The organism is Thermomonospora cellulosilytica (genome assembly GCF_014138835.1).
Classification (GTDB): domain Bacteria; phylum Actinomycetota; class Actinomycetes; order Streptosporangiales; family Streptosporangiaceae; genus Thermomonospora; species Thermomonospora amylolytica.
The window spans coordinates 6,134,471-6,148,203 of sequence record NZ_JACJII010000001.1 but is presented as its reverse complement, the minus strand read 5'-3'; the positions used below and the strand labels follow the sequence as shown (position 1 = coordinate 6,148,203).

The window sequence follows — 13,733 nt, the reverse complement described above, 5'->3', positions numbered from 1 at the left end:
CCTTTCGTATCGTGAAAACCAACTTCTGTGTAGTGGAACGCTACTCGCCGGTTCTCATCCGGGTCAAAGCGGCCCCCCACCCTGTGCCCGCCGCCCTTCCGCCGGGTCCGCTGAGCCTCATACCGCGTCGCCACCTCCTCTAACTCGGCTGCGGCGGGATGCCGCGACGCCCGGGTGAGCCGGGCCGGAACGGGGAGAAAACACATGGCCACGGGGACCGCGGCGTGGCACGATCGTCGGGAAGAACCGGTCGCCGCACGGCGTTGCTAGAGGACGTATGACTTCTGCCTTCTTTGAAGACCCGCAGGTCCGCCGCGAGGACGCCGCCGACCTGACCGCCGAGGACCGGTTCGCCGAGGACGAGCCGCTCACCGGAGAGCTCGACCTGGCCGACCGCCAGGCGCTGCGCCGCGTCGCCGGGCTGTCCACCGAGCTGACCGACATCACCGAGGTCGAGTACCGGGCGCTGCGGCTGGAACGCGTGGTGCTGGTCGGGGTGTGGACCGAGGGCACCGCCGAGCAGGCCGAGGCGTCGCTGCGCGAGCTGGCCGCGCTCGCCGAGACCGCCGGCTCCCAGGTGCTGGAGGGACTGATCCAGCGCCGCGGCAGGCCCGACGTGGCCACCTACATCGGCTCCGGCAAGGCCGACGAGCTGGCCGAGATCGTCCGCGCCACCGGCGCCGACACCGTCATCTGCGACGGCGAGCTGTCGCCCAGCCAGCTGCGCCATCTGGAGGAGGTCGTCAAGGTCAAGGTCATCGACCGGACCGCGCTGATCCTGGACATCTTCGCCCAGCACGCCCGCAGCCGCGAGGGCAAGGCCCAGGTCGAGCTGGCCCAGCTGGACTACCTGCTGCCCCGCCTGCGCGGCTGGGGCGGCAACCTGTCCCGCCAGGTCGGCGGCCGGGCGGCCGGCGGCGTCGGGATCGGCGGCCGCGGCCCCGGTGAGACCAAGATCGAGCTGGACCGGCGCCGGATCCGCGCCCGGATGGCCAAGCTGCGCCGCCAGATCGCGGAGATGTCCAAGGCCCGCGACACCATGCGCAGCGCCCGCCGGCAGAACCGGATCCCGTCGGTGGCGATCGCCGGGTACACCAACGCCGGCAAGTCCTCGCTGCTCAACCGGCTGACCGGGGCGGGCGTCCTGGTCGAGGACGCGCTGTTCGCGACCCTGGACCCGACCGTGCGCAGGGCCGCCACGCCCGGCGGCCGCCCGTTCACCCTGGCCGACACGGTCGGGTTCGTCCGGCACCTGCCGCACCAGCTGGTCGAGGCGTTCCGCTCCACCCTGGAGGAGGTCGCCGACGCCGACCTGATCCTGCACGTGGTGGACGGCTCCGACGCCGACCCCGAGGCCCAGATCGACGCGGTCCGCGAGGTGCTGCGCGAGATCGGCGCCGACCGGGTGACCGAACTGGTGGTCATCAACAAGGCCGACGCCGCCGACCCGCTCACCCTCGCCCGGCTGCGGCGGCGGGAGAAGAACAGCGTCGTCGTCTCGGCCCGCACCGGCGCCGGCATCGACGACCTCCTCGCCGCCATCGAGGCCGACCTGCCCGGCCTGGACCGCGAGGTGCGCGTCCTCCTCCCGTACGACCGCGGCGACCTGGTGACCCGCGTCCACGATCTGGGCGAGGTGCTCTCCCAGGAGCACACCGGCGAGGGCACCCTGCTGCACGCCCGGGTCCCCGCTGCGCTGGCGGGCGAGCTGGAGGCGTACGCCACCGCCCAGGTCTGATCGCCGCCTCGAGCGGGGCCGTGCGGAGCGGCCCCGCCGAAATTGCCCGCCGACGGCCCCGGCATGGGGACTTCCAGGGTGAACGCAGTCGGTGTCAGGGGAAATACCGGTCGCCACATGGTTACACCTTGGGCATTCGCCTTGACGGATGCGGAGGAATCCGTACGGTCTGAATGACCGAGGGGTGGGAGGGCCGCGCACCGCTGTGTGTCCAGGTATTTTATGCGGTTTCCTGCGCTCTGTGGGAGAATTGTCGGGTTCTACGGGCGAGTCGGGTAAAATGTGCGGTACTGGCGGGCATGAGAACCGGTCGGCGGGTGTCCCGGCCCGGGCGCTCCCGGCGCGTTCGCCCCGCTCGCCGCGTTCCTTCCGGTCCCGCGCGGCGAGGGCGCGATACACCCGGAAAGGTTGTCGCCCGGGCATCGCGTGGACTACCGTGTCGAAACCGATATCTCCGGTCTCGTCGCTCCAGGTGATCACCAGATCACCGCACACCCAGGCGGTGATCCGCCGGCATCCAGTCGGCGGATCCGATCGAGAGCAGGTGACCCACTGCATGGCGTCCGGTTCAGCGCCTGGCGGCGCCGCGTTGCCGTACCCGGGTCGGCGGTGACCCCATGACGGTACGGCTGCTCACCAACATCGGCAGACTCTGGACGGGTACCGACGTCGCCGGCAACGCCGCCATCCTCATCCACGACGACCGCATCGTGTGGGCCGGTCCCGCGGCCGACCTGCCCTCCAGCGTGCCCGGCGTCATCGACGACATCGTCGACGTCGACCACGTGGAGAACCTCGGCGGCGGCCTGGTCACCCCCGGCCTGATCGACGCCCACGCGCACCCGGTGTACGCCGGCAACCGGTGGGCCGAGCTGGCCATGCGCACCAGCGGCTCGACGTACTCGGAGATCGCCGCCGCCGGCGGCGGGGTGAACTCCACCGTCACCGTCACCCGCGGCACCGACCCCTGGACGCTGTGCAACGGCGTGCGGGAACGGCTGCGCCGCTGGATCGAGAGCGGCACCACCACGGTGGAGGCCAAGACCGGCTACCACCTGACCCGCGACGGCGAGCTGGCCGACATCCGGATGCTGCGCTCCCTGGAGAGCGAGCCGGCCATGCCGCGCATCCACCCCACCTTCCTGGCCGCCCACATCCTGCCCCCGGAGTACTTCGGCCGCCGCCGCGACTACATCGAGGCGGTGCGGCAGTGGGCCGGCGACGCGGTCGCGGCGGGCGCCGACAGCATGGACGTCTACTGCGACGAGGGCCACTTCACGCCCGAGGAGGCCCGCGTCCTGCTGTACGCCGGCAAGCGCGCCGGGCTGAAGGCCCGCATGCACGCCTGCGCCAACGAGCGCACCGGCGCCGCCCAGGTCGCCGCCGAGCTCGGCTGCGCCTCCGCCGACATCCTCACCCACGCCAACGACGAGGACATCAAGGCCCTCGCGCACGCCGGCGTCACCGCCACGGTCTGCCCCGGCAGCGCCCTCAACAGCGACCGCCCGCTCGCCCCGGTCCGCAAGATGCTCGACCGCGGCGTCACCCTCGCCCTCGGCACCGACCACAACCCGGGCCAGTGCGGCATCACCTCGATGCCCCTGGTCATCGGGCTGGCGGTCGCCATGTTCGGCCTCAGCGTCACCGAGGCCCTGCGCGCCGCCACCCTCGGCGGGGCCGCCGCCCTCCGCGTCGGCGACCGCGGCACGCTGGCCCCGGGGATGCTCGCCGACATCGTCCTGTGGGACGCCGACCACGAGGGTGCCTTCGCCTGGGCCTTCGGCCTGCGCGCGCAGCGGGTCTGGCGCGGCGGCGTCCCCGTCAACCACTGACCCCTCGCCCCCGAGCGGTCCCGCGGCGCCCGCCCTCGGCCGGGACGCGCCGCGTACGCCGTCCGTTCCGCGCGGCCGTGCGATGCCTTGTCGGCACGGCGGGCGGGTCCGTAGCGGTGTGGTCATGATGCCGTTACACGGCGATACGTTGGTTTCACCTTTATCGGCGGGCCCGGGGGTAGTCTCCGTGCATGGGCAGTTCGGTCGCGGTCGTCACGGATTCGTCGGCATACCTTCCGGCGGAACTGTCGGCACGGCATGGGCTGATCACCGTTCCGCTGCAGATCGCGGTCGGCGGTGAAGTCCGGGACGAGACCGAGTTCACCGTCGCCCAGACCGCCCAGGCGCTGAAGGAATGGCGCCCGGTCACCACATCACGGCCCGCCCCCGAACGCTTCGCCCACGCCTACAAGGCGGCCGCCGGTGCGGGCGCCTCGGCCATCGTGTCGGTCCACCTGTCGGCCGCCATGTCCGGCACCGTGGAGGCCGCCCGCCTGGCCGCCGAGGACGCTCCGGTCCCCGTGCACGTCGTCGACACCGGCACCATCGGCATGGGCCTGGGATTCGCCGCCCTGTCGGCCGCCGCCGTGGCCCGCGACGGGGGAGACGCCGCCACGGCGGCGGCCGCGGCCCTGCGGCGCGCCGAACTGTCGCACTCGCTGTTCTACGTCGACACCCTCGAGCACCTCCGCCGCGGCGGCCGGATCGGCGGCGCCGCCACCCTGCTGGGCTCCGCCCTGATGGTCAAGCCGCTGCTCAACATCGTCGACGGCCGCATCGCCCCGCTGGACAAGGTCCGCACCGCCTCACGCGCCCTGGCCAGAATGGCGGAACTGGCGGCCGAGGCCGCCGGCGACCGCGAGGTGGACCTCGGCGTCCAGCACCTGGCCGCCGCCTCCCGAGCCGAATCCCTGGCCGCTCACCTGCGTGAACGCATCCCCCACGTCCGCGACGTCCACATCGGCGAGGTCGGCCCGGTCATCGGCGCCCATGTGGGCCCCGGCATGCTGGGCGTCGTCGTGGCCCCCAGGCTGCCCTGACCCCACTCTCCCGGCATCACCGCCGTCCCGAGCCGGTTATCCACAATCGCCGCGCCCCCTGCTCCCCGCGCGCCCCGGTGCCTATCGTCGCCCGCATGAGACGCATTCTCCGCCGCCCCCAGACCCCTGACCTGTCCCGCCTGGAGAATCTCCTCCCAAACCCCCGTCCGTCCTCGGCCTCTTTACGGCCCGCTCCGCATCCCTCCGGCCACCCCGCCAAGGCGAGACCATCCCCACCGGCAGAGCCATTCCGGGACCACCCGGCCCCGCCTCACCTCGAGGACCGGCTCACCACCGAGGCCACAGCCCGATTGATCGAGTGGCTGGACGATGCAGCGGACCCCCGGCCGCCCACCCCGGCACCAGGCGCTGCATTCTCTTCGGCAGACGCCGCAGAACGCCCCGAGCCCGCCCCCGCCCGGGAGATTCCCGGATCCGACCGGCCGGACGGCGGCCCCACGGATGCACGGAGCATGCCGTCGACGATCGAGGCGGCCCGTTCGGATATCGCACGGCGGTCGGAGGCCGAGGAGATCCCGCAGGCCGTGCATCGGACCGCCCGGGAGGTCGTCATTCCCTCTGGGAATGGACTCGCTGGAGATCTTGGGGGTGGCGCCACGGACGATCCGGCTCATGGGCGTTCTTTCAGGGGGCCGAGCGGGGGAGGCCGTGAAGAGACGCCATGGATCGAGGTGGAGGATTCCCTCCCAGAGGTGTCCGGGGTCGGGCGGAAAGGTGAGCAGGAAAAGGCGGCGGGTGGCGGCGAACGCTTCGCAGGGCGCCGCCGGATGGCGGACCTGCTGGGCGAACGGCTGGGACGGCTGAACCCCGGTCAGCCGGGTGCCAGAGCCCTTGCCGTGGTCGGCCTCGTCGCCGCCCTGATCGCGGGCGGCTACCTCTGGCAGTCACGGCCTCGACCGCAGCCGGTGGCCGATGTCATCGCCCCGACCCCCATGACCCCTGTGGCATCATCGACCGCCCTCGCCGGACCCACACCCGCCGGCGTCACCGTTCACGTCGCAGGCAAGGTGCGAAGACCCGGCGTGGTCACCCTCCCCGCCGGCGCTCGAGTCGCGGACGCCATCCGGGCCGCCGGAGGACTGCGCCCCGGAGCGGGAACGGGCTCCCTCAACCTCGCCCGTCGCGTGGTCGACGGCGAGCAGATCGCGGTGGGCGTCCCCGCCGCCCCCCAACCAGGAGCCGCACCACCCGGCACCTCCGGCGTCCCCGCGCCCGGTCAACCCCTCGACCTGAACACCGCCACCGTCGAGCAGTTCGACGCCCTCCCCGGCGTGGGCCCGGTCCTCGCCCAGCGCATCGTCGAATACCGCACCCGGAACGGCGGCTTCCGCTCGGTCGAGCAACTGCAGGAAGTGACCGGCATAGGCGAACGCCGATACGCCGAACTCAAAGACCTCGTACGCGTATGAACGAGACCCCAACGATTCGGCGGTTCGACGCTGTCGTGGGGTGACGCCGGTCAGGCGGTGCCATTGCCGGGGCGCATGGTCGCTCCGGATCCCGTGAGGTCGCGGCGTTGCCGCCTCGCGTTCTTCGGTCACGTCGAACGCTCGGGCCGCATGGATGCGAGGCGGACTTCGGGGCTGTGCGGCGGTGGGCCTGATGCGGAGGGCCGTATGGGTGTGGGCGGGTTTCGGGGTCATCTGGACGGCGGCTGTGAGGGGTGATGTGCAGTGGTGGCGATTCGGCTTGTTGCGTGTGGGAGTTGAGCGAGCGGTGTTGCTGATGTGGCGTATGGCCGCCCTTGGGGTTGCAAGAGGGCGGTCGTGTTGGGCGGTGCCTGGAAGGAGGGTCGGCGTTGGTCGGTACGGACGGGGCGCATGGTGGCCGAGGGCATGACCTGCGGCTGGTGGCTCCCGCGCTGGGGGCGTGGGGGTCGGCGTGGGTGCTGCTGGACACCGGGCCGGCGGTCGCGTACGCGGTGGCGCTTGTGGGTGCCTCGGTCGGAGTGCCGCTGGTCCTTGGCTTCTTACCCGGTCGCCGGAGGGGTGGCTTTTCGCGAGCGGGCCGAGGCGGCGTGTCCTGGGCGGCTGGAGGGCTCGTGGGTGCGGTGCTGGTGTGCGTGGCCGCTTCGGCGGCCGGGACGGGGCTGCGGCTGTCGGCGGTGAGTTCCGGACCGGTGCGGGACCTCGCCGAGGCGGACGCGCGCGTGTCGCTGGAGGCGGTCGTCACCGGGGATCCCCAGGTCAGGCAGTCGGAGGAGCGCACGATGGCGCTGGTGCGGGCGAGGGCCGAACGGGTGCGCGCCGCGGGCCGACCGATCACGGTGCGGGTGCCCGTTCTGCTGATCGGCATGGATCCCGCATGGCGGAGCCTGGTGCCGGGCCAGCGGGTGCGGGCGAACGCACGGCTGGCCCCGCCGCGGCACGCCGAGCTTCTCGCCGCGGTCGGGATCGTACGCGGTCCGCCGCAGCCGCTCGGCGAGCCGCCGGCCGTGCAGCGTGCCGCGGAGACGGTACGGGCCAGGTTGCGCGAGGCCGCCGCCGTTCTCCCGGCCGACCAGGGCGCGGTGCTGCCCGGCATGGTCGTCGGGGACACGTCACGGCTGCCTCCGGAACTCGCCGAGGACTTCGCCGCCGCGGGACTCACGCACCTGCTGGTCGTCTCGGGCGCGAACCTGGCCATCGTGGCCGGGGCCGTGCTGGCGATCTGCCGGTTCACCGGGCTCGGCCGCAGGCGCGCGCCCGTTCCGGCCGCCCTGGCGCTGCTGGCGTTCGTCGTCGTCGCCCGGCCGGAGCCCAGTGTGCTGCGTGCGACGGTGATGGCGCTGATCGGCCTGCTGGCGTTCATGTCCGGCCGGGAACGCCAGGGATTACCGGCGTTGAGCGCGGCGGTGCTGCTGCTCGTCCTCCTCGATCCCGGGCTGGCGCGTTCGTACGGGTTCGCGCTGTCCGTGCTGGCCACCGGAGGGCTGCTGGTCCTGGCCCCGCGCTGGCGGGAACGGCTGCGCCGCCGGCTGCCCGGTCCGGTGGCGGAGGGACTGGCCGTCACGGCCGCCGCCCAGCTGGCCTGCCTGCCGGTCCTGGTGATGCTCACCGGCGAGATCGCAGCGGCGTCCATCGCCGCCAACATGCTGGCCATGCCCGCGGTGCCGGTGGCCACCCTGCTCGGCGCCCTGACGGCGGCGATCGCCCCCGTGGCGATGCCCGTGGCACGGCTGACGGTGTGGCCCGCCGGGCTGGCGGTCGGCTGGATCATCGGCGTCGCACGCGTCACCGCCGGGATCCCGTACGCCACCCTGCCCTGGCGGGAGGGCACCGCCGGAGCGGCCGCCGTGCTGCTCGCCGGGGCGGTGGGCTACCTGCTCTGGCGTTGTCGCCCGCTGCTCGCCCTGGCGGCGGCGGTCCTGTCCGGGGTGATCGCGGCAGGCGTGCTCATGCGGGTCACCGCACCGGACTGGCCTCCGGCGGGCTGGCAGTACGTGGCCTGCGACGTGGGGCAGGGCGACGCCGGGGTGCTGGCCACAGGCCCGGGTCAGGCGGTCGTCGTGGACACCGGCCCGGACCCCGATCTCGTCGACTCCTGCCTGGACGGGCTCGGCGTCCGTTCGATCCCGCTGCTCGTCCTCACCCATCCGCATGCGGACCACATCGACGGCACACCGGGCGTTCGGCGCGGGCGCTCCGTCGGAACGGTCGTCACCAGCGCCCGTACCAACGGCAAGGAGGACCGCCACCTGGCCGAGCTGGCGGTCCGCCCGGCCACGGCCGGCCACCGATGGCGCATCGGCGATCTGACCCTGGAGATCCTCGCTCCGGCGACCACCGGACCCGCCCTGCTCTCCGACGCCGACGGCGAGGCCGTCAACAACACCAGCGTCGTACTGCTCGCGCGCCGGCCGGGCTTCAGCGCCCTGCTGACCGGCGACATAGAGATCGACGCCCAGCGCGCCCTCCTGCCACGCGTTCCGCACGTCCAGCTCCTCAAGGTCCCGCACCACGGCGCCAGGTACCAGGACCCCGCCTTCCTGGCCGCCACCCGGGCCACGATCTCCATAACCTCCGTGGGCGAGGGCAACGACTACGGTCACCCCGCCCCCAGCACCCTCGCCCTCCTGCAACGCCTCGGCATGCGCGTCTACCGCACCGACCTGCACGGCGACATCGCCGTCGTCCCCACCCGCCGCGGCCTCACCGTCATCACACGGCAGCCCCGTCCCGGCGGGAAGATCATGCGGGCTTGCTGCCGGACGGAAGGACGGTGAGCGCCCGGAGGACCGGCCCGCACAGGGCGACGGAACGTCCCGGAAAGCCCCCGGGGAACATCGGACATCCCGCCACCCCACCCGAAACCATTTCTCAGATTCCGAACATGTGCATTTTGAAACCATTTGCGTTCCCGGGTGGCCGGAATTAATGAATCGGCGCTCCAATACCGATCTTTGACCAACCAGCCCGGAGGAGTTGATGTCTAACCGTGACGGTGGGGTTGGCCACTCTCCCCTCCCTCCGTGGTCAACCCCACCCCGGCCCCCGCCATCACCCCGTCCTGCGCGGACCGCCCTGGAAGCGGTGGCCGATTGCGGCCGGGGCGGGCGACGGGGGCGGTGGTCGGTCGCTCTCGGGACTCGGCCGACTGATCACGGGCGGACGTGGGCGCGGGCGGGGCGTGGCATGCTGCTGGGGTGCCTGCGGATGCGTTGACGCTGATCGTCGGGGATGAGGAACTGCTCGCCGAGCGGGCGGTCGGTGAGGTGGTCGCCGCCGCGCGGGCGGAGGATCCGGAGACCGAGGTCATCGAGCTGGAGCCCGGGAGCCTGGAGCCGGGGCGGCTGGCCGAGCTGACCTCGCCGTCGTTGTTCGGCGGCGGGAAGGTGCTGGTGCTGCGTTCGGCGCAGGACCTGGGCAAGGAGCTGATCGCCGAGGTGGTCGCCTATGCCAAGCGGCCGGCCGACGATGTCGCGCTGGTGGCGCTGCATCCGGGGGGTGCCAAGGGCAAGGCGCTGGTCGACGGGCTGACCAAGGCGGGCGCGCGCAAGGTGGTCTGCTCCAAGATCACGAAAGTGGCGGAACGGGTCGCGTTCGTCCGGGCCGAGGTCCGGCGGTGCGGCGGGACGATCGGCGAGGACGCGGCGCGGAACCTGATCGAGGCGGTCGGGAGCGATCTGCGGGAGCTGGCCGGCGCCTGCAGCCAGCTCGTCGCCGACACCGGCGGGAAGATCGACGACGGCGCGGTGGCCCGGTACTACCGGGGACGCGCCGAGGTGAGCGGCTTCACCGTGGCCGACAAGGCCGTGGAGGGCAGGCTCGCCGAGGCGCTGGAACAGCTCCGGTGGGCGCTGGTGACCGGAACCCCTCCGGTGCTGATCGTCAGCGCGCTGGCACAGGGGGTCCGGGGCCTGGCGAAGGTCGGCGGCGCCCCGCGGGGCGCGCGCGGGGCCGGGCTGGCCAAGGAGCTCGGCATGCCGCCGTGGAAGATCGAACGTCTCCAGCGGCAGCTCCGCGGCTGGTCGGCGGACGGCGTGGCGCAGGCCCTCAGCGTGGTCGCCGAGGCCGACGCGCAGGTCAAGGGCGGCGCGACCGATCCCGCCTACGCGCTGGAGAAGGCGATCGCCCAGATCGTCGCCGCCCGCGGATCCCGCTGACCCGTCCGCCCGCGCACCGGGTGTCCCACGGCGCCTTCGGACCGACCGCCCAAGTAGTGCCGAGAGGCGGGGCTGCGGTGGAGTCTCTCGCGGACAAAGCGGAGCCGGTGGTTCGCGCCGCGATCGCCGGCCGGCATCCCTCCGGCTTCCGGCGTACGGAGGTCACTGTCGGCCGGTGCCCGAAAAAATCGGTTTTCCCGGGAAAGGCGCTCGGGCCACCCTGGGGGAATGAATGCAACAGAACCACGACTGGGGGTGGATTTCGGTCGTGTGATCCAGGGCGGAGGGCTTGCGGACGGCGCTCAGGACACCGTCTTCCTGGGCGGTGATCTCGAGCAGGCGCTGCGCACCCCGGCCACGGAAGGCGCCTTCGAGGTGCTCGGCCGGCTGTCGGAGCTGTTCGAGAGGCGCGTGTGGGTCATCTCGAAGTGCGGCCCGGTCACCGAGCGGAAGACGCGCCTGTGGCTCGACCGGCACGAGTTCTGGGAGCGCACCGGCACTCCGGCGGGCAACATCCGCTTCTGCCGCAAGCGGGCGGAGAAGGCCGTTCACTGCGCCGAACTCGGGATCACCCACATGATCGACGACCGCCTGGACGTCCACCGGGCGCTCCGCGACGTCGTCGGGCACCGGTACCTCTTCGGCCCCCAGCCCGAACCCCCGCCCGCATGGGTCACCCACACCCCCACCTGGGCGGACGTCGAGGCCGCCGTGACGGCCGACCTCGACCCCACGCCCATCGCCTGAGGTCGCCCGAGGACCGGCGGGCCGCATGGCAAAGCGAAGACGCCGCAGCCCTCGGGGGCGTGCGGCGTCCGGAGCCGTGCGGGTGTTACCGGCCGGCGGTCTGCAGGGCGGCGGCGCGCTTGGCGATGGCCGACTTGCGGTTGGCGGCCTGGTTCTTGTGGATGACGCCCTTGCTGGCGGCCTTGTCGAGCTTGCGGGCGGCGTGGCGCTGAGCGGCGATGGCCGCCTCGACGTCGCCGGCCTCCGCGGCCTCACGGAACTTGCGGATGGCCGTCTTCAGCTCGGACTTCACCGCCTTGTTGCGCAGCCGAGCCTTCTCGTTCTGCTTGTTCCGCTTGATCTGGGACTTGATGTTCGCCACGTCGTAGTGCCTCAGCTTGGTCGCAATCCACGCCCGCCTCGGGCGGCGGGCTCCAACGGGAAAAACGTGGCGGCGGTGCTCGCGGCACGGCGCTACGCCACACGCAGTCGCACAGCCTACCAACCTGCGGGCCCGTATCCCAAACCGGAGCGGGCGCCGCGGTCGTTCAACGATAGCGCTCGGGCGGTGGCGCCATCGAAGGCGCCACCGCCCGCGCCCCGCATCCCGGGCGGCGTTCCAGGACGCGGGGCATGAGGAAAAGGTAGGAGGCCGGCCATCCCGCCCGCATGGGACATGCGTCCCGTTCCGCATGGGATCCGCCCAGGGACACGCGGAACGACGTGCGGATCCGGCCGCGCACGGGCGCACGGGCGCGGGCGGGGACGGAGCACGGCGGGGGACATGGGACTATGGGAGACGGCAGGAATCCATCCCTTTGTGAGTTGTCGAACGGACCCCGGTGCCCAGGCCTGAGCCCAACAAGACCGATCCCGCGATCATCCGCAACTTCTGCATCATCGCGCACATCGACCATGGCAAGTCGACCCTGGCCGACCGGATGCTGCAGCTCACCGGAGTGGTCGAGGAGCGCCAGATGCGGGCGCAGTACCTCGACCGGATGGACATCGAGCGCGAGCGCGGCATCACCATCAAGAGCCAGGCGGTGCGGCTGCCGTGGCAGGGCCCCGACGGGCGCGACTACGTGCTCAACCTGATCGACACCCCGGGGCACGTGGACTTCTCCTACGAGGTGTCCCGTTCGCTGGCGGCCTGCGAGGGCGCGGTGCTGCTGGTGGACGCCGCGCAGGGGATCGAGGCGCAGACGCTGGCCAACCTGTACCTGGCGCTGGACGCCGACCTGCACCTGATCCCGGTGCTCAACAAGATCGACCTGCCCGCCGCCCAGCCCGACAAGTACGCCGAGGAGCTGGCCGGGATCATCGGCTGCGACCCGTCGGACGTGCTGCGGGTGTCCGGCAAGACCGGCGAGGGCGTGCCCGAGCTGCTCAACCGCATCGTGGAGACGGTCCCGCCGCCCAGCGGCGACCCCGACGGCCCGGCCCGGGCGCTGATCTTCGACTCGGTGTACGACACCTACCGCGGCGTGGTGACGTACGTGCGGATCGTGGACGGTCATCTGTCCAGCCGCGAGAAGAGCCTGATGATGTCCACCGGCGCCGCCCACGAGACCCTCGAGGTCGGGGTGATCTCGCCGGAGCCCAAGCCGGTCGACGGGCTCGGCGTGGGCGAGGTCGGCTACCTGATCACCGGGGTGAAGGACGTCCGGCAGGCCCGGGTCGGCGACACCGTCACCACCGCCTCCAAGCCGGCGCCCGAGCCGCTCGGCGGCTACCAGGATCCCAAGCCGATGGTGTTCTCCGGGCTCTACCCGGTGGACGGCGACCAGTACCCCGAGCTCCGCGACGCCCTGGACAAGCTGCGGCTGAACGACGCCGCGCTGGTGTACGAGCCGGAGACCTCGGCGGCGCTGGGCTTCGGCTTCCGCTGCGGCTTCCTGGGCCTGCTGCACATGGAGATCGTGCGGGAGCGGCTGGAGCGGGAGTTCGACCTGGCGCTGATCGCCACCGCCCCGAACGTGATCTACCGGGTGATCATGGAGGACGGCACCGAGCACGTCGTCACCAACCCCAGCGAGTTCCCGGCCGGCAAGATCGGCGCGGTGTACGAGCCGGTGGTCAAGGCCACCATCCTGACCCCCAGCGAGCACATCGGCGCGATCATGGAGCTGTGCCAGGGCCGCCGCGGCACCCTGCAGGGCATGGACTACCTGTCGGAGGACCGCGTCGAGATCCGCTACACCATGCCGCTCGGCGAGATCATCTTCGACTTCTTCGACCAGTTGAAGTCCCGCACCCGCGGCTACGCCTCGCTGGACTACGAGCCCAGCGGCGAGCAGGAGGCCGACCTGGTCAAGGTGGACATCCTGCTGCAGGGCGAGTCGGTGGACGCCTTCAGCCAGATCGTGCACAAGGACAAGGCCCGCGAGTACGGCCTGATGATGACGGCCAAGCTCAAGGAGCTGATCCCGCGGCAGCAGTTCGAGGTGCCCATCCAGGCGGCGATCGGCGCCCGCGTCATCGCCCGCGAGAACATCCGCGCCATCCGCAAGGACGTGCTCGCCAAGTGCTACGGCGGCGACATCTCCCGCAAGCGCAAGCTGCTGGAGAAGCAGAAGGAGGGCAAGAAGCGGATGAAGACCATCGGCCGGGTCGACGTCCCCCAGGAGGCCTTCGTCGCCGCCCTGTCCACCGGCGGCCCCGCCGCCGACAAGGCCAAGAAGTGACCCGCCCGGCCGCCCGCCGCCGGACGGCCCCCGAGCCCGTCCGGTAGGTCCCGGCGGCGGCCGGAACATCGCACGCGTGCGGGATCGGATTCATCCGGCAGGGAA

The 13,733-nt window shown here is 72.2% G+C and carries 9 protein-coding genes; 8 read left to right on the top strand and 1 reads right to left on the bottom strand.

Going from position 1 to position 13,733, the window contains the following annotated elements; all coding sequences use genetic code 11:
- Nucleotides 1–277 precede the first annotated feature (277 nt).
- The 7 genes from hflX (at nucleotide 278) to HNR21_RS28950 (ending at nucleotide 10,962) form a co-directional block, all read left to right on the top strand.
- Nucleotides 278–1,738, top strand: a complete 1,461-nt coding sequence (gene hflX, locus HNR21_RS28980) for a GTPase HflX (protein WP_119729444.1) — start codon at nucleotides 278–280, stop codon at nucleotides 1,736–1,738.
- 617 nt (nucleotides 1,739–2,355) lie between these two features.
- Nucleotides 2,356–3,570: an imidazolonepropionase gene (gene hutI, locus HNR21_RS28975; RefSeq protein ID WP_182707673.1), complete on the top strand. Its 1,215-nt coding sequence runs from the start codon at nucleotides 2,356–2,358 to the stop codon at nucleotides 3,568–3,570.
- 191 nt (nucleotides 3,571–3,761) lie between these two features.
- A complete protein-coding gene (locus HNR21_RS28970) occupies nucleotides 3,762–4,610 on the top strand; it encodes a DegV family protein (protein WP_182707672.1) in 849 nt (282 codons plus the stop codon).
- A 473-nt stretch (nucleotides 4,611–5,083) separates the two neighbouring features.
- The gene (locus tag HNR21_RS28965; RefSeq protein WP_182707671.1) at nucleotides 5,084–6,040 is read left to right on the top strand and encodes a ComEA family DNA-binding protein; all 957 of its coding nucleotides are present in this window, start codon (nucleotides 5,084–5,086) and stop codon (nucleotides 6,038–6,040) included.
- Between the two features lie 632 nt (nucleotides 6,041–6,672).
- Entirely contained in the window at nucleotides 6,673–8,835 is a 2,163-nt protein-coding gene (locus HNR21_RS28960) for a ComEC/Rec2 family competence protein (RefSeq protein WP_312881394.1), read from the top strand.
- Nucleotides 8,836–9,255: 420 nt separating this feature from the next.
- Nucleotides 9,256–10,215 carry a DNA polymerase III subunit delta gene (holA, locus tag HNR21_RS28955; RefSeq protein ID WP_119729448.1) on the top strand — a complete coding sequence of 320 codons (960 nt, stop codon included), beginning with the start codon at nucleotides 9,256–9,258 and terminating at the stop codon, nucleotides 10,213–10,215.
- A 270-nt stretch (nucleotides 10,216–10,485) separates the two neighbouring features.
- Entirely contained in the window at nucleotides 10,486–10,962 is a 477-nt protein-coding gene (locus HNR21_RS28950) for a hypothetical protein (protein ID WP_312881393.1), read from the top strand.
- Between the two features lie 85 nt (nucleotides 10,963–11,047).
- Here the strand turns inward: HNR21_RS28950 and rpsT are convergent, their stop codons facing one another.
- Nucleotides 11,048–11,323, bottom strand: a complete 276-nt coding sequence (gene rpsT, locus HNR21_RS28945) for a 30S ribosomal protein S20 (RefSeq protein ID WP_119729450.1) — start codon at nucleotides 11,321–11,323, stop codon at nucleotides 11,048–11,050.
- Between the two features lie 460 nt (nucleotides 11,324–11,783).
- Here rpsT and lepA point away from each other — a divergent pair, with 460 nt between their 5' ends.
- Entirely contained in the window at nucleotides 11,784–13,628 is a 1,845-nt protein-coding gene (gene lepA / locus HNR21_RS28940) for a translation elongation factor 4 (protein WP_119729451.1), read from the top strand.
- The last annotated feature ends 105 nt before the right edge of the window (nucleotides 13,629–13,733 follow it).